The organism is Candidatus Tisiphia endosymbiont of Sialis lutaria (genome assembly GCF_964026535.1).
Classification (GTDB): domain Bacteria; phylum Pseudomonadota; class Alphaproteobacteria; order Rickettsiales; family Rickettsiaceae; genus Tisiphia.
Window position 1 is genome coordinate 331021 of the sequence record NZ_OZ032153.1, and the last position, 17915, is coordinate 348935.

General features: G+C 35.6%; 15 protein-coding genes. 2 read left to right on the forward strand and 13 right to left on the reverse strand.

Going from position 1 to position 17915, the window contains the following annotated elements:
• Window positions 1-32: 32 nt before the first annotated feature.
• The 13 genes from secD to lepA all read right to left on the reverse strand — a co-directional run bounded on the left by secD (window position 33) and on the right by lepA (window position 16242).
• Window positions 33-1586, reverse strand: a complete 1554-nt coding sequence (gene secD / locus AAGD20_RS01595; protein ID WP_341749154.1) for a protein translocase subunit SecD — start codon at window positions 1584-1586, stop codon at window positions 33-35.
• 2 nt (window positions 1587-1588) lie between these two features.
• Window positions 1589-1996: a preprotein translocase subunit YajC gene (gene yajC / locus AAGD20_RS01600; RefSeq protein WP_094648617.1), complete on the reverse strand. Its 408-nt coding sequence runs from the start codon at window positions 1994-1996 to the stop codon at window positions 1589-1591.
• Between the two features lie 290 nt (window positions 1997-2286).
• Window positions 2287-2685: an ATP synthase F1 subunit epsilon gene (gene atpC / locus AAGD20_RS01605; protein ID WP_341749155.1), complete on the reverse strand. Its 399-nt coding sequence runs from the start codon at window positions 2683-2685 to the stop codon at window positions 2287-2289.
• 13 nt (window positions 2686-2698) lie between these two features.
• A complete protein-coding gene (gene atpD, locus AAGD20_RS01610) occupies window positions 2699-4132 on the reverse strand; it encodes a F0F1 ATP synthase subunit beta (protein WP_341749421.1) in 1434 nt (477 codons plus the stop codon).
• A gap of 246 nt (window positions 4133-4378) precedes the next feature.
• Entirely contained in the window at window positions 4379-5266 is an 888-nt protein-coding gene (gene atpG, locus AAGD20_RS01615; RefSeq protein ID WP_341749156.1) for an ATP synthase F1 subunit gamma, read from the reverse strand.
• A gap of 2 nt (window positions 5267-5268) precedes the next feature.
• Entirely contained in the window at window positions 5269-6828 is a 1560-nt protein-coding gene (gene atpA / locus AAGD20_RS01620; RefSeq protein WP_341749157.1) for a F0F1 ATP synthase subunit alpha, read from the reverse strand.
• 324 nt (window positions 6829-7152) lie between these two features.
• On the reverse strand, window positions 7153-7788 hold the full coding sequence (atpH, locus tag AAGD20_RS01625; RefSeq protein ID WP_341749158.1) for an ATP synthase F1 subunit delta: 636 nt from the start codon (window positions 7786-7788) through the stop codon (window positions 7153-7155).
• 332 nt (window positions 7789-8120) lie between these two features.
• Window positions 8121-9509: a dihydrolipoyl dehydrogenase gene (gene lpdA, locus AAGD20_RS01630; protein ID WP_341749159.1), complete on the reverse strand. Its 1389-nt coding sequence runs from the start codon at window positions 9507-9509 to the stop codon at window positions 8121-8123.
• A 281-nt stretch (window positions 9510-9790) separates the two neighbouring features.
• Window positions 9791-10513: an alpha/beta hydrolase gene (locus AAGD20_RS01635; RefSeq protein WP_341749160.1), complete on the reverse strand. Its 723-nt coding sequence runs from the start codon at window positions 10511-10513 to the stop codon at window positions 9791-9793.
• A 139-nt stretch (window positions 10514-10652) separates the two neighbouring features.
• The gene (gene ftsZ / locus AAGD20_RS01640; protein WP_341749161.1) at window positions 10653-12020 is read right to left on the reverse strand and encodes a cell division protein FtsZ; all 1368 of its coding nucleotides are present in this window, start codon (window positions 12018-12020) and stop codon (window positions 10653-10655) included.
• Between the two features lie 98 nt (window positions 12021-12118).
• Complete coding sequence (fumC, locus tag AAGD20_RS01645; RefSeq protein WP_341749162.1) at window positions 12119-13501, reverse strand: class II fumarate hydratase; 1383 nt, start codon at window positions 13499-13501, stop codon at window positions 12119-12121.
• A 190-nt stretch (window positions 13502-13691) separates the two neighbouring features.
• A complete protein-coding gene (locus AAGD20_RS01650) occupies window positions 13692-14351 on the reverse strand; it encodes a DUF2278 family protein (RefSeq protein WP_341749163.1) in 660 nt (219 codons plus the stop codon).
• Window positions 14352-14439: 88 nt separating this feature from the next.
• Window positions 14440-16242: a translation elongation factor 4 gene (lepA, locus tag AAGD20_RS01655; protein ID WP_094648628.1), complete on the reverse strand. Its 1803-nt coding sequence runs from the start codon at window positions 16240-16242 to the stop codon at window positions 14440-14442.
• Between the two features lie 372 nt (window positions 16243-16614).
• On the opposite strand from lepA, the gene prfB reads away from it, so the two are divergent.
• Window positions 16615-17725, forward strand: a protein-coding gene (gene prfB / locus AAGD20_RS01660; protein ID WP_341749164.1) for a peptide chain release factor 2 whose coding sequence is annotated in 2 segments (ribosomal slippage) — window positions 16615-16683 and window positions 16685-17725 — 1110 coding nt in all. Because the reading frame shifts where the segments join, the coding sequence is not laid out codon by codon here.
• Entirely contained in the window at window positions 17703-17828 is a 126-nt protein-coding gene (locus tag AAGD20_RS01665; RefSeq protein ID WP_341749165.1) for a palindromic element RPE2 domain-containing protein, read from the forward strand. Before prfB ends, AAGD20_RS01665 begins: the two co-directional genes overlap by 23 nt.
• Window positions 17829-17915 lie beyond the last annotated feature (87 nt).

Sequence of the window (17915 nt, forward strand, 5' to 3'; positions counted from 1 at the left end):
GAAAGTCAGATGTCATGTATGGACGGTTATTACTACAATCCCAGATTTTTTGGATTTTGGTATTTAATCCAAATATCAATTAACAATTTAGTAATAATAATCGCAGAAAACATCGATGATATTATACCAATAGTTAGTGTTACCGCGAAGCCTTTTATAGCACCAACACCAAACATAAAAAGTAAAAACGCCGCTATCAAAGTTGTCACGTTTGAGTCAAGAATTGTCGCAAAAGCTGATTCAAACCCTGTCCTTATAGCATACAGGTTAGATGCCCCCTTTTTAAGCTCTTCCCTTATTCTCTCATAAATGAGTACATTGGCATCAACCGCCATGCCAATCGTTAATATTATACCAGCAATTCCCGGTAGAGTTAATGTCGCTTGGAAAAGTGACAATAAAGCTAGAATATAGAGTAGGGCTAGACTTAATGCTATATTGGCAAAAATTCCAAGAATTCCGTACGACCAAATCATAAATATCACCACACTGGCAAAACCAATCATCCCTGCTTTCTTACCTGCCTCTATTGAGTCTGCCCCAAGATTTGGCCCTATGGTTCGTTCCTCTATTATCTTTAAAGGAGCTGGTAACGAACCAGCTCTAAGTAATAAGGCTAATTCATTGGCTGATTCGACAGTAAAATTACCTGAAATTATACCACTTCCTCCAAGAATTGGTTCATTAATTACTGGAGCACTTAATAATTTATTATCAAGCACGATCGCAAGCCTTTTACCAGAATTATTTTTGGTTATTTCCGCAAATAATTTGCTACCAAGATTATTAAAGGAAAAAGCAACGGCTGGTTGAGTATTTTGGTTAAAAGAAGCTTGAGCAGTTATTAGCTGCTCACCACTAACAATAACTTTTTTCTTAACAACTACATAATATTCTTTTTTATCTGAATTTTCTCCTTTAACTAAGATTGAGCCAGAGGGTAAACGCCCATTTATTGCTTCTTGTATGTTGGCATTTTCGTCAACTAAATGGAAGGTTAATTTTGCAGTTTTACCAAGAATATTTTTCAGTTGTTGTGGGTTTTCCTCACCTGGTACCTGGAGCAATATATGTTTATCGCCTTGCCTCTGTATGTTAGGCTCTTTGGTACCTGTACTATCCACTCTCATTCTAATTATTTCGATTGATTGAGCAATTACTTTTTGCCTTAATTCGGCAAGTTTAGAATCATTATAGCTAAGCTTAATATTAGAATTATCTTGTTCTACAGTAATTTCTCGGTCAATTTTACCTAAAATCTTTTTTATTGTTTTGTAATCTTCTGGGTTTCTTAATTCAAACTGTACCATGTGATTTTTAGCAATAAGATTTTTATAGCCTACCTTATCTTCCCGTAAATATTTTCGTAAATGGTCAGTCAAACCTTCCATTACATCATTTAAATAAGTATCAAAATCGACATCTAGCAATAGATGAGTACCACCTCTTAAATCAAGACCAAGATTTACCCTATAATTGGGTAATATTTTTGAATCTATAGTTGTAAAATTAGGTAAAGCACAAATAAATGCTCCTATTGTACATAAAATAGACAAGAATATTTTCCATTTAGCAATATTATGCACAGCTATTTTCCTTTGTCTTTTTTACTTTTATTAACAGCTATAGCTTCTTTTTTATGACGACTTGTAATATCGAGTATTGCAGATTTTAAAACTTTGATTCGTATATTTTCAGATATTTCAAGGTCTATTGTGTTGTCAGTATCGTTAATCTTGCTGACTATACCAAAGATTCCGCTATTAGTTACTACCTCTTCGCCCTTTTTTACGCTACTCACCACACTTTCTTTCTCCTTACGACGTTTTTCTTGCGGTCTAATTAGGAAAAAATAAAATACAATGAAAATTAATACCATCGGCACCATGCTTGTTAATACTGACTGCATAGATGATTCAGGTGCTGCTGGAACTACTTCTACAGTTTCTTTGATTGATATTGTATCGTCATCTGCATAGGCATTTTCTATAAACATAATATATCTCCTGATGTTTATCTTTTACTGTAGTAAAAGTAGTTGTGTTAACTAGCAAACTACGTCATTGCGAGGAGTGTGTAAACACGACGAAACAATCCATATGATAAGCTTCATGGATTGCCACGCTCACGTACGTTCGCTCGCAATGACAGAAGTGCCTTACCCAAACCTCATTGCGAAGAGCCGCTTTACGGCGACGAAGCAATCCAGGGAAACGATAAATTTGGATTGCTTCGGACTTCACCCCTCCTCGCAATGACGGTAATGTTAGCTATATAATGACATACTTACTCAAAACAAGCTAGTAAAGATTCGTATCTAGCTATATCTAATTTTATAATATCATTCTTTGTCTCACCCTTTTCTTCGCTTATTTCTTTTTTTAACAATACTATCTTTTCAGCTATTTCATGGGGTTGTAAGTTGTTGGTATCAACAGCAAATTCAGTTACTATATTAACGTTGGTCTTAGTAACTTCAGCTAATCCCGAATAAACAAAATACTTTAATACAGAATTACCTACTGTTATTTTTGTTAAACCAGCTTTTAAACTAGAAATCAGTAACTCATGACCAGGTAAAACACCAAATTCTCCTAATTCTCCATGCATTGTTACTTCTTGAGCTTCCTGGTCAAATACAATACTTGTAGGTGTTACAATTTTAACCCTAATTATTTTGTTCATTTATGCAATCCATTTATGCAATTTTCTCTTTAAGCATTTCAGCTTTCTCTACTGCTTCATCAATACTACCTATCATATAAAAAGCTGCTTCTGGTAAATGATCATATTTGCCAGAAACCAAACCTTGAAACCCTTCAATAGTATCAGCTAAACTGACAAACTTTCCAGACATACCTGTAAATACTTCGGCAACATGGAAAGGTTGGGATAAAAATCGTTGTATTTTCCTGGCTCTGGTAACAGTTAATTTATCTGCTTCCGACAACTCATCCATTCCTAAAATGGCAATGATATCTTGTAGCGACTTATATGTCTGTAAAACTTTTTGTACCTCTCGAGCTACTAAATAATGTTTTTCTCCAACAATTGCCGGACTTAACAATTGTGAACCGCTATCGAGTGGATCTACTGCCGGATAAATACCAAGCTCAGCAATTTGTCGACTAAGTACAGTCGTTGCATCCAAATGAGTAAAAGAGGCAGCAGGAGCAGGATCAGTTAGATCATCGGCTGGCACATAAATAGCCTGTACCGAAGTAATTGATCCAAACTTTGTTGAAGTAATACGTTCTTGCAACTCACCCATATCAGTTGCTAATGTTGGTTGATAGCCCACTGCCGAAGGTATTCTACCTAAAAGGGCTGATACCTCAGAACCAGCCTGAGTGAATCGGAAAATATTATCGACAAAAAACAAGACATCCTGTCCGCCATCTAAATCCCTGAAACTTTCGGCTATAGTGAGTCCAGTTAAAGCAACTCTAGCCCTTGCACCGGGCGGTTCGTTCATTTGCCCATAAACCAGAGCTACTTTAGATTTTTCTGGATTTTCTAGATCAATTACATTGGAATCAATCATTTCATGATACAAATCATTGCCTTCTCTAGTCCTTTCTCCAACTCCAGCAAAAACCGTATATCCTCCATGAGCTTTGGCGATATTATTAATAAGCTCCATAATTAATACTGTTTTTCCTACCCCAGCACCACCAAATAACCCAATCTTTCCTCCTTTTGAATAAGGAGCTAACAGATCAATGACTTTAATTCCTGTAACCAAAATGTTTTTTTCCGTTGATTGATCAACAAAACTGGGAGCTGAGTGGTAAATTGAAGCAGATTTAGTTGAAGTAATGTTACCTCTTCCATCAATCGGCATACCAATTACGTTCATTATACGCCCAAGTGTTGCCGTGCCAACAGGTACCTTAATGGTATCTCCTGTATCTACCACCTCTTGACCTCTTACTAACCCCTCTGTTGGATTCATAGATATGCATCTAACAATATCATCTCCGATATGTTGCGATACTTCTAATATCACCTTTTCTCCATTATTATAGCATTCAAGTGCATTAAGAATTTTCGGCAATTTAGCATCATTAATAAACTGTACATCAACCACAGCTGAGATAATTTGCACAATCTTACCAATAGTCTTGCCAATAATTTTTGTCATATTTTACCTTACATTATATTTGTCTATCTATAGTAAATTAGACCCTAATTGTCATTACGAGAAGCTACTTTAGTAACAACAAAGCAATCCATTTCTAATTACCTTTATGGATTGCCACGCTCACATACGTTCGCTCGCAATGACGGAACTGATTTACCAAACGTCATTGCGAGGAGGCGTGAGCCGACGAAGCAATCCATTCGCTCACAATGAGCATCCAGCAACCTAATTAATTTATATAGCTTCTGCTCCTGCAATAATTTCAATTAAATCCCGAGTAATTATATCTTGTCTAGACCTATTCAGCGTTAATGTTAACTTATTAATAAGCTCATTAGCATTTTTTGTGGCATTATCCATCGCTGTCATTCTAGCTCCTTCTTCACTAACTCTACTTTGTAGTAGAGCATAATTAATTTGTGCGGTTACATAAAGATTAATCATATTCAAAACAAGCCCCTCGCCTTCATATTCATAGCTTAAATACTGCTCACTTGAGTATTGCTCACTTGAAGATAGCTGCTGTTCAATTGGTAATATTTGCTGTTTAGTGGCAATCTGGGTTATAGCATTTTTACATTTATTAAAATATATCTGACAACTGCTAATTTTACCACTATCCACCATCTCCGTTATTTTATCTTTAATCTGAAATGCCAAATTATTATTATGATATTTGGGAAAATCATAATAATTGTCAATATAATGGGAATATTGCCATTTGAATAGATCGTAGCCTTTTTTACCAATAATAATAAGCCTTACTTGTTTACCAGCATTTTCCAAATTTGCAATATCAAATTTCACCTGTTTGAACACTGCAAAATTGAAAGAACCACATAAACCGCGTTCCGAGGTAACTACTACCAATAAATGAGGCTTATTTATATTTACATCACTTGAAAAGAATTTTTTTTCTTCTTCAGTCATATTTTGCAAATTATTCCTAGATGCTACATTAGACATTGTATTCCGCAAAATCTCAATATAATCTTCTGAGTCCTTAATTTGGCTTTTGGCTTTGGTAAATTTGGTAGCCGAGACTATTTGCATAGCCTTAGTAATTTTTTGCGTTGATTTAACACTTTTAATACGAGATCTTAATTGTTTTAAACCTGACATAGCTACCCAACTTTATTGTCAGTAAGAAAGTTCTGTACAAATTCTTCTAAGAAAAATTTTAACTTTTCTTCCGTTTCTTTAATGATTTGCCCCTGATTTTTAATGGATAATAAAATATCGTTTTCTTTAAGCTTTATTTCTTGGAGTAATTTAAGCTCAAATTCTTTTACTAACTCAACAGGAATATTATCGAGATAATTTTTCACCCCAGCATAAAGACTTACTACCTGTTCTTCAACAGAGAAGGGAGCATATTGATCCTGCTTCAATATCTCACTTAACCTTGTACCATGTGAGATAAGCTGCTTAGTTGAGCTGTCTAAATCTGAACTAAACTGAGCAAAAGCGGCTAATTCCCTAAATTGGGCTAATTCAAGTTTGACACTTCCTGCTACTTGTTTCATAGATTTTACTTGAGCAGCTGATCCTACCCTACTCACTGATATACCAATATTTACCGCCGGTCTGATACCTTTATAAAATAGTTCATTCTCTAAAAAAATCTGTCCATCAGTAATTGATATAACATTGGTTGGAATATATGCAGAAACATCACCTGCCTGGGTCTCAATAATCGGCAAAGCCGTAAGAGAACCCCCACCATCTTTATCCGACATATTTGCTGCTCGTTCCAGTAACCTAGAATGTAGGTAAAATATATCTCCCGGATATGCTTCACGCCCTGGTGGTCTTCTGAGCAATAGAGAGATTTGTCTATAGGCAACAGCATGTTTACTCAAATCATCATAAATAACTAATGCATGCATGCCATTATCACGAAAATACTCACCAATACTACAGCCAGTGTAAGGTGCCACATATTGCAACGCAACAGGATCAGAGGCGGTGGCTGCAACAACTACTGTATATTCCATAGCCCCTGAATCTTCCAATTTTTTTACTACCTGTGCGACAGTCGACCTTTTTTGACCAATAGCTACGTAAATACAATAAATCTTATTTTTTTCATCGCCATCAAGATGAGCTTGTCTTTGGTTAATAATCGTATCGATGGCAATAGCCGTTTTTCCTACTTGCCTGTCACCAATAATTAACTCCCGCTGACCTCTACCAATAGGAATTAGGGAATCAATCACTTTGATACCCGTTTGCACCGGGTCTTTAACACTTTGTCTAGAAATGATCCCCGGAGCCTTTTCTTCTATATTCCTGTAGCTATCAGTTATAATTTCGCCTTTACCGTCAATAGGACTTGCCATACCATCAACGACCCTACCAAGCAATGCTTTACCGACTGGTACTTGTATAATCTTACCAGTTCTTTTGACCGAATCTCCTTGCTTTACTTCGCGATCGTCACCAATCAATATGATATTTACCGAGTCTGTTTCAAGATTAAGAGCAAGACCTTTCACCCCCGAGGCAAACTCAACTACCTCACCAGCTCCTACATTATCGATACCGTATACTCTAGCTATACCATCTCCAACTGTTATAACTTGCCCTACTTCTTGTAAATCGCTAAATTGTTCAATATTAGCAATTTCTTTTTTTAGTACTTCAGCAAGTTCAACAGCCTTTAATTTTTGGGAAGAACCCATAATTATTTACCTCGTAAATCTTATTTAATAATTTTTAATCCAAACGTCATTGCGAAACCATATAGTGGTCGTGGCAATCCATTTCTAATCACTTTCCTAGATTGCTTCGTCGCCACTAAAGTGGCTTCTCGCAATGACGAAAAGATTTTACCAAACGTCATTGCGAGACCATATAAGTGGTCGTGGCAATCCATTTCTAATCACTTTCCTAGATTGCTTCGTCGCCACTAAAGTGGCTTCTCGCAATGACGAAAAGATTTTACCAAACGTCATTGCGAGACCATATAGTGATCGTGGCAATCCATTTCTAACTATCTATATAACCTAAATCTTTGTAGTTTTTAAGGTTTTTATTATCTTTTTTAACATTCCATCAATAGAGTAATCCCTAACTACGCTATCATATTGTATAATAATACCACCAATAATTGACTGATTCTGACTAAATTTTATCGCAACTTTCTGCTGAAAATCAGTTTCTAAATGTTTTGTTAACCATTGTTTTTCTTCACTATGCAAAATTTTAGCAGAAGTGATTGTTACCATCTTAATATTTCTACTTTTATTAAGTAATTGTTGGTACAATACAACTATATTTGATAAAATAGGCATACGTGAATGTTTTAGTAATATTAATAATAACTGCTTAACTGTAGATTCAACATTAAAGTTTTTTGCAATTAATTCAATTATTTTACATTTATCAATATTTTTCACTATAGGAGAAAATATCGCCTCCTTGATTTGTGCATTATCATTGATAAGCTGATCAATAATCTTAATCTGCTCAAATATTTTATCTTCCAAAGCATTAGCTAGTGCATTATTAAATAACGCAGAAGTATAATTTTGTACTAATTTATTATTGATCATTATACTGTTACATCCATAAAACTCTAATAAGACAAGCAATAATAAACCACATAAAGCCATGAAAACAAACCATGTAAGACTGCCCATAACACAGAGTGGTTGATGTTAAACGAAATAGCCATAGCCAATGCCGAGCCAAATGATACACCATGCCGCATAACGATATTTATTCGCCGCTTTCGTGGAAAAGTTTCATAATCCTCAGCATTCATCTTACTCATTGCCTGTACCTCATATTTAAATTTAATTGCAAGTTGTTATTCTTGCTCTCTTGTCATCCGCCTCTCTTGTCACCCCTGCGTAAGCAGGGGGCTAGATTCCCGCCTACGCGGGAATGACACAAAACCTTCGCGGGAGTAACAAATAGTACTTATAACACAATCTATCCTTACCACTAAGTATATTTAGAAAAAAATAAATCAAATATGAATGGCTCTACCATAGGCCTGCAATACTGACTCACTCATCATTTCCGATAAAGTTGGGTGAGGGAAAATGGTATTGATTAAATCAAGCTCTGTACCTTCCATAGTTCTAGCAATTACATAACCTTGAATTAGCTCGGTAACCTCTTCGCCTATCAAGTGCGCCCCTAGCAATTCCCCAGTTTTTGTATCAAATATTGTTTTAACCATCCCTTCAGTACACCCATCAACCAGGGCTTTCCCATTAGCGATAGATGGGAATTTGCCAATTTTCACTTGGTAACCAGCTTTTTTCGCTTGTTCTTCAGTAAGCCCTACACTAGCAATCTGCGGTGAGGAATAAGTACAACCTGGAATATTACGATTTTCTAGAGGATGAGCTTTAAGACCGGCAATAGTTTCTACAGCAATAATACCTTCATGACTTGCCTTGTGTGCAAGCCACGGGGGAGATGTGACATCACCTATTGCATAAATTCCTTGTTCATCAGTTTGCATAAACTGATTGGTAACAATATGACCTCTATCTATTTTTATATTAGTTTTTTCTAAATTAAGATTTTCCGTATTGCCAACTATACCAACTGCCATAAGCAAAGTTTCAGCTTGTATTTTGTGGTTCTTACCTTCTATCTCAACTTCAATCATAACATGATCTTGTGTTTGGCTATGATTTAACAACTTACTATTAGTATGAATTTTTATACCCTTTTTCTCAAAAATTTTTCGTGCCATTAAAGAAATTTCTTCATCTTCAGCTTGTAAAATCCTATTTTGTACTTCAACTATGGTGACGTTTGTTCCTAAAGAGTTATAAAATGAGGCAAATTCTATACCAATCGCTCCTGATCCAACTATAATCATAGATTTTGGTAATTTATCCAAAATCATAGCCTCCTTAGAAGTAATAATTTGCTTACCATCTGGTTTAAATCCATTTAAAATCCTAGCTCTTGCACCTGTAGCAATTATTATATCTTGTGCTTTAATTGAAATTTTTTGACCGTTACTATCAATATTTACCACTTTGCCAGCTCCAAGTACAGCAGTGCCATCAATTACCGTAACCTTATTTTTCTTTAGTAAGGACTTAATGCCAGATGTTAACTGCGTCGATATATCTCTAGAACGCTGTACTATTTTTTTTAAGTCAAAGCTTGGTTCATTGACTATAATACCATAATCTTGAGCATGCTTAATTTTCTGAAATAATTCAGCTGATTTAAGTAGTGCTTTTGTTGGTATACATCCCCAATTTAAACAAACCCCTCCTAAATGCTCTCTCTCAATCAACACAACTTTTTTATTTAGTTGTGCCGCCCTAATTGCCGCAACATAACCACCAGGCCCACCGCCAATAATTGCTATATCATAATTTTCCATTAATATTTCCACTTATTCATTCATTGCTATTTTTAATGCTTTATTTACTCCAACCAGATTATAGTGAATTAACTTGAATTAGCAACGTTATAAATCCTATTAGTATTTAGCTTCAGCGTCATTGCGAGAAGCCACTTTAGTGGCGACGAAGCAATCCAAAAAACTATTAAAATGGATTGCTTCGGAGGCTTATGCCTCCTCGCAATGACAGTATGATGGGTGCTTATTCGGCACTAATTCAGGTTAATTGACTATAACTTATAACCAGTGGCTAATTGCAGTTAATCTAAGAAAACCTTTTGAAGAGATTTTTTTGCTAATTTTCCTTCAGTAAGAAAGTCCTTATTTAAATGAGTAACTTTATTATTTAATAACCTTAATTGTAAGTAATCACTAATTGCCTGGGTAAATTCACCAATTTTGTTCCGAAAAAAATGATCGGCTCCATGGATGAGCTTATAGTCGACAGTTATATGTTTCTGCTTAGACAGCTTTCCTACCAGTTCAAGTACTGATTCTTCTGACACAATACTATCATTGTCCCCTTGTATTACAAAACCGGAAATAGGGCATTGAGACAAGAAGGAAAAATCATATTTATTTACTGGTGGGGATACCATAATAAAATTATTAATCTCTGGTCTTCTCATGATAAGTTGCATGGCTATCAAGGCTCCAAAAGAAAAGCCTGCTATTAAATTTATACTACCTGTAGGATTGTTAAGCTGCAACCAATCAAGTGCTGTCGCCGCATCAGTCATTTCCCCAATACCATTATCAAACTCTCCTTGAGAGCGTCCAACTCCTCGAAAATTAATTCTGAGTACTGTGAATCCATTCGATACTAGTGTTCTATATACATTATAAACCACTTTGTTATTCATAGTGCCACCGTGAAGTGGATGTGGATGTAATACCAAAGCAAGTGGAGCCTTAGAATCGCTAGATTTAGTATACAGCCCTTCAATCCGACCAGCAGGACCATTAAAAAAAACTTCAGCCATAATTATACACTATCATATATTAATTTATATCGATCGCTAAGCTATATTAATAATTTAAATTTTGTTACATAGCCTAAGAACAATAAGTGAGAATTATAGCACGCTACTTGATATATTTCAAGATAACTAATGTATTCTATTATTTTGGTTTCCTTAAAAAAGCTGGAATATCATGGATATCAACGTCTACATCGCTCTTTTGAGAAATTGGAGGAATATGGTTTTTGATTTGCTCTTGATTTTGATTAGTATTGGATTTTAGTGAATTCCACATTCTACTGAGTAAAGATGCTTTGGCATCATTGCTACTTATAGTTGGCTGATTTGGTATATTAATTGATGTCGCCTGAACGTTTAAGTTTAAAGGCTGTACTCCAGAATCTACTAAACTAGCTTTTTCACCAGTATATTGGGCAAAATCTGGAATTTCTTCTAAAATGATTGTCTCTGTTAAATTAGGGTTATTAGCTACTTGTTCACAACTTGCAGGACTACTAGTTACTGATTCAATAGGTTGGGGTTTGTTGCTTATAACTTGATCAGCATCAATACCAGTAGCAACTACCGATACCCGAATAACACCATTTAATTCTTGATTAAACGTTGAACCAAAAATAATATTAGCATCACTATCCCCTACTTCTTCTCTAATTCTATTAGCCGCACTATCAACCTCAAATAAGGTCATATCCGCACCACCAGTAATGTTAATTAACACCCCTCTAGCACCACGCATTGAGTTATGATCTAATAGTGGATTAGAGATAGCCGCTTCAGCTGCCTTAACCGCCCTATCCTCACCAGATGCTTCTCCCGTACCCATCATAGCTTTACCCATTTCGCTCATCACTGTTCTAATGTCAGCAAAGTCTAGGTTAATCAGACCTGGCATGATCATCAAATCAGTAACCCCTCTGACTCCGGCATGTAATACATCATCTGCCATTTTAAAGGCATCGGCAAAGGTAGTATTTTCATTTGCTATACGAAATAAATTTTGATTCGGTATTACTATCAAAGTATCAACAAATCTTTGTAGTTCTAGTAAACCTTGTTCAGCAGTTTTAATTCTATGTTTTCCTTCAAAATGAAAAGGTTTAGTAACTACCCCCACAGTAAGAATTCCTAGCTCCTTAGCAATCTTTGCCACAACCGGAGAAGCACCTGTACCAGTACCTCCACCCATACCGGCAGTGATAAACACCATATTGCTACCTTCTAAATGCCCCTTAATCTCGTCAGCTGATTCTTCAGCTGCTAAAGCCCCGATTTCTGGAGACGCACCAGCTCCAAGACCTTTAGTAATCGCAACACCTAACTGTATTTTGTTGTCGCATAAGGAATGTTCGAGTGATTGGGCATCAGTATTGGCAACAACAAAGTTTGCTCCTTGCAATTTGGCAAGTAGCATATTATTTATTGCATTACCACCAGCTCCTCCAACACCAAATACTGTGATAATTGGTTTAAGAATTACATTTTCTGGTGCTTTGAGATGTAAAGCCATAATAATATTTTACCTGTTAAATATAAATTGTTTTTAGTATAATAAAGAATCTGAAAATTTCTACCATAAAATATATTTCATAAAGAGCATCAGTCTAATTATACCATATTTTTTGCTACCACTAAGCGATCAAACTCCTCACCTGATAAAAAATTTAATTTTATAGCAGCTTCTCTTAAAGTTATACCTTCTTGATAGGCTTTTTTTGCAACTTTTGCCGCATTATCATAACCTATATGCGGATTTAAGGCTGTCACTAACATCAGCGATTGCTCTCTCAGCTTATTAATACGTTCTATATTCGGCTCTAAACCTTCAATACAATGCGTAACAAAACTATTGATGCTAGCAGAAATCAACTCTATTGACTGCAAAATATTATATATTATAACCGGCTTAAAGGTATTTAATTCAAGATGACCGTTTGATCCGGCTATAGCTACTGCAAGATTATTGCCCATAACCTGCACGCAAACCATAGTCAATGCTTCAATTTGTGTTGGATTAACCTTACCTGGCATAATTGAAGAACCAGGCTCATTTTCCGGTAAATGTAATTCACCAAAACCACATCTTGGTCCCGATCCTAATAGCCTGATGTCATTAGCCATTTTCATTAAACTTCCTGCTATGGTATTTAGAGTACCAGAAAATTCTACTAATGCATCATGAGTAGCTAATGCTTCAAATTTATTAGCAGCACTTTTGAAAGGATAGTTGGTATATGCAGCAACTTGATCAGAGAATCTTACAGCAAATTCTTTACGACAATTAATACCAGTCCCCACTGCAGTTCCACCTTGGGCTAAAAAATATACTCTTTTTAGTGACTCCTCAACTCGTTCTATGGCATAGGCTATTTGCGTTACATAACCAGAAAATTCTTGCCCAAGCGTTATTGGCGTAGCGTCCTGCAAATGAGTGCGTCCTATCTTAACTATATTATTCCAAGCTGTAGCTTTGGTATTTAACGCCGAATGTAGGCTGGTTAATGCTGGAATTAATTGTTGTTTACTAGCGAGTATGGTTGCGATATGCATAGCAGTTGGAAACGAGTCGTTGGATGATTGTGCCATATTTACATGATCATTTGGATGAATTGGCGATTTACCACCCTTCTTGCCTACTAATTGTTCATTACCAATAGAGGCTATTACCTCATTGATATTCATATTAGTCTGAGTACCAGAGCCAGTCTGCCATACTACTAAAGGAAATTGATCATCAAATTCCCCTTTTAATATTCTAGAGGTAGCTTGATCTATTGCTTCTGATATCTCAGGCTTAAGATCGCCTAATTCTTTATTGACCTTTGCTGCACATTTTTTTAAAATTGCTAGTGCCTTAATCAACTGAATAGGCATTTTTTGCTCGCCTATCTTAAAATTCTCAAGAGACCTTTGAGTTCCCGCCCCCCAGTAAAATTGATCGTCTACTTTGATTTCTCCAAATGAATCGGTTTCAATTCTATAATTTTTCATATAAATTTTTCTTTTTCGCTTTTATTATATTTATAACTAATCCGACTGTCATTGCGAGGAGGTCGCCAGACCGACGAAGCAATCCATTTCTATTCACTTTTTCTTGGATTGCTTCATCGGTTTACGCCTCCTCGCAATGACGGCTTGAGGACTTAAGGTCTTCTCGCAATGACAAGTCGGGTTAGTCAATTCACTCATCATCAACAGGATCGCCTGAATCATCAGTATTCAAAGATTGTTCATCAAACATGAAGAAAAAGGCTTTAATACTATTATTAGGGGTTTCTATGAATATAGCCCCATCTTGATAAATGCCATTATCTTTACTGTGTGGGTTATAGTTCCCCTGATTCAGATGTATATCATGTATACCTCTAGGAGGAAGTTGAGAATGTTGTTGTTTTAGCTGTAATCCATAAGGTACTACTTCCCTTGTTTCAGTATCATCATAAGACTCACCTAAAATACATATCTTTGTACCACGGATAATATGCATGTCTAGCAAAGATGAAATTTCTTGCCATGATTTTGCTAAAGTATTCTTTAAATAATCTACTGGCAAAATTCCACTGCGAAAATAATCAAGTCTATAGGCTTGATTTAACTTATCTAAGCGAAATAATCCCTCATTTCCTAGTTTAGCTAAATTAGTTAACAATTCATTATTATCCAACTGATCGACATAGTATAGTTTAACATTAGCTCTAGAATCAGACTGAATATCTATATTTACTTGATAGTCTAGTTGGTTAGCTTGCACTATAAAATTATGGTGAGTCATTGTGTGTTTTGTACTATCTTCTAAATCCTCTAACACAGTACCTTTTACACATGTATAGTTTTTTAGCATAATAATACCTCATAAGCTTTAATTTATATTATATTAACTTGTCGGTGAGTCAATCTTTTTATAACTATAGTCAATCAGGGTAGCTATATCACTCATCTCCTATTCTAAGAGCAGCTATAAAAGCCGATTGCGGAATTTCAACATTACCAATATTACGCATACGTTTTTTGCCAGCTTTTTGCTTTTCCAATAATTTACGTTTACGAGTTATATCTCCACCATAGCATTTAGATAAAACATCTTTACGCATTGCTTTAACGGTTTCTCTAGCGATTATTCTGCTACCAATAGCAGCTTGAATAGCGATCTGAAATAATTGCCTTGGGATTAAATCGCTAAGGCGTTTACACAATTCTCGACCACGATATTCTGATCGTGACCGATGTACTATAGTAGATAGAGCATCAACTGGCTCGCTATTAACCAAAATAGATAATTTTACCAAATCACTTTCCTCATAACCATCCATTTCCCAATCAAAGCTAGCATAGCCTTTTGTGTAACTTTTTAACTTATCGTAAAAATCAAATACTATCTCATTTAACGGTAATCGGTAAATTACCATAGCCCTACCACCGACATAAGTTAATTCAATTTGTACTCCTCTTTTATCAGTACACAAAGATAAAACATTACCTAAAAACTCATCTGGCACTAATATTGTTGCCTTAACCCAAGGCTCTAACATTGATTCTATATTTTGAGTAACAGGTAAGTCAGCCGGATTATGTATTTCTAATTGATGTCCATCACGCATATTAATCTTATAAACCACACTAGGAGCAGTAGTTATCATATCAAGATCAAATTCACGCTCCAGTCTTTCTTGCACTATTTCAAGATGTAGTAACCCCAAGAAACCGCAGCGAAATCCTAATCCTAAGGCAGTTGAACTTTCTGCTTCAAATTCAAAGCTAGCATCGTTAAGCCTTAATTTAGCTAAAGAATCTTTTAGATGCTCAAATTGTGAAGCGTCTGAAGGATATAATCCACAAAATACTACCGGTAAATGTGGCTTAAAACCAGGCAAAGGCTCCTTACAAGGTCTTTTTTCATCAGTTATTGTGTCACCAACTTTACAGTCGACAACTTGCTTGATTGAAGCAGTAAAAAACCCTATTTCTCCTGAATATAAAATATCTGATATATGTTTCTTAGGAGTAAAATACCCAACATTCTCAACATTATAACTACAATTGCTAGCCATCATCCTAATACGCATATTTTTGCGTAAAGTTCCATCGATAACTCTAACCAAAATTACTACTCCTAGGTAAGAATCGTACCAACTATCAACCAATAATGCCTTTAAAATATCTGTTTGATTAGTTGCAGGACAGGGTAGTCTATTAACAATTGCTTCAAGTACTTCTTCTATTCCTATACCACTCTTTGCCGAAATCAATAATGCATCGCTTGCATCTATACCAATTACGTCCTCTATTTGTTGTTTGACTTTATCAGGATCAGCGGCTGGTAGATCAATTTTATTGAGTACAGGAACAATTTCATGCTTATTATCAATCGCTTGATAAACATTTGCGAGAGTTTGTGCCTCAACACCCTGGCTACTATCTACCACTAATAATGAGCCTTCACAAGCAGCGAGTGACCTACTAACCTCATAAGAAAAATCCACATGACCAGGAGTATCCATTAGGTTTAGATAATAGGTATTACCATCTTTGGCTTTATAAACTAATCTAACAGTCTGTGCTTTGATAGTAATTCCCCGCTCTTTTTCTATGTCCATTGAGTCAAGTACCTGCTGACTCATTTCTCGAGCTACCAATCCTCCACAATATTCAATTAACCTGTCTGCTAAAGTAGACTTACCATGATCAATATGAGCGATGATTGAAAAATTTCTGATAAACTTTTGATTATTCATTGTATATGCGATATAATGTTAAAATTAGAAAAATGCTAACCCGACTGGTCATTGCAAAAAGTAGCAAAGCTCGAACGAAACGATCCTATTTAATAAATAGTGGATTGCCACGACCTAACTTACGTGATCTCGCAATGACGCATAGGCATCAGTTTAAGAAAATAAAGTAAAAAAGTCGTCTATTAGCGAGCCACCGTAGGTGGCGTGGCAATCCATTTTTAATCACTTTTTTGGATTGCTTCGTTGACCTTACGGTCTCCTCGCAATGACAGTTTCTCAATTATTGGCTTCTTAAACTAACACTTATGCACAATGACGTCGGTTTATCTTATCTTTATATAGTAAAATTCCATTTTATAGTAGGAAATAATAGTGCGTGCTGAAATTGAACATTATGTAAAAAAAATCGAACAGTCTTTAGAGCTGCTCAGGAGGTCACTTTGATTTTGATAACGCAACCAAAAGGCTTGTAGAGCTGGAAAATATATCAGAATATCCAACTTTGTGGGATAATCAGGAAAAGGCTCAAAATATTCTGAAAGAAAAAAGACTTCTAGAGACTAAACTTAATTCGTTTAAACAACTTCAATCTAATCTTACGGAATGTTTAGAACTTGAGGAATTGGCGTTTGCCGAAAATGACCAGCAAGTTCTAGAACAAGTTCAAGAAGATTTAAGAAAACTATCTATTATTGCCGGAAAATTTGAGACTGAATGCTTATTTTCTGGGGAATTTGACAGTAATAATTGTTTTCTTGAAATCAATGCTGGAGCTGGCGGTACGGAGAGTCATGACTGGGCATCAATTATGATGCGTATGTATTTGCGTTTCGCGGAAAGACAGGGTTTTAAAAGCGAAGTTATTCATCTTATTAACGGTGAAGAAGCAGGAATAAAATCATGTACTATTAAAATTAATGGCTACCAAGCATATGGTTGGTTTCGAACAGAATCAGGAGTGCACCGTTTAGTACGGATATCGCCTTTTAATGCAGCGGGCAAAAGGATGACTAGCTTTGCTAGTAGTTGGGTATATCCAGAAATTGATGATAGTATTGCAATTGTAATAGATGAAAAAGACCTTAGAATTGATACTTACCGTTCTTCCGGAGCTGGGGGACAACACGTAAACACTACTGATTCTGCCGTAAGGATTACCCACTTACCTACTAATATCGTAACACAGTGCCAAAATGATAGATCACAGCATAAGAACAAAGCACAGGCTATGAAAATGCTTAAAGCAAGGCTTTATGAACTAGAGTTAAAAAAACGTACTGAGGATATTCAAGAACAGAATGCATCAAAAACTGAGAATGGCTGGGGACATCAAATAAGATCTTATGTATTGCAACCTTATCAAATGGTTAAGGATTTACGTACCAATCATGAGACTTCTGATACTAAAGGTGTACTTGACGGAGATTTAGAAAAATTTGTTTCAGCTAGCCTATCAATTAGTGTTGGTAATATATATAGTTAATTCAGGAGAATTTGGTGCTAGGAACGATGGAGCGACGCCTATAAGTAATAGGCAAGCGACGAGTGACGACGTCACCAACTTCTCATCAATTGACTATAGTTAATTTAGGATAGATTGGCTATATATAATTAAGAAACGTGCTAAAATGTCTATATTTCAAAGAGAAATATAAAATACTATGGATATTTTC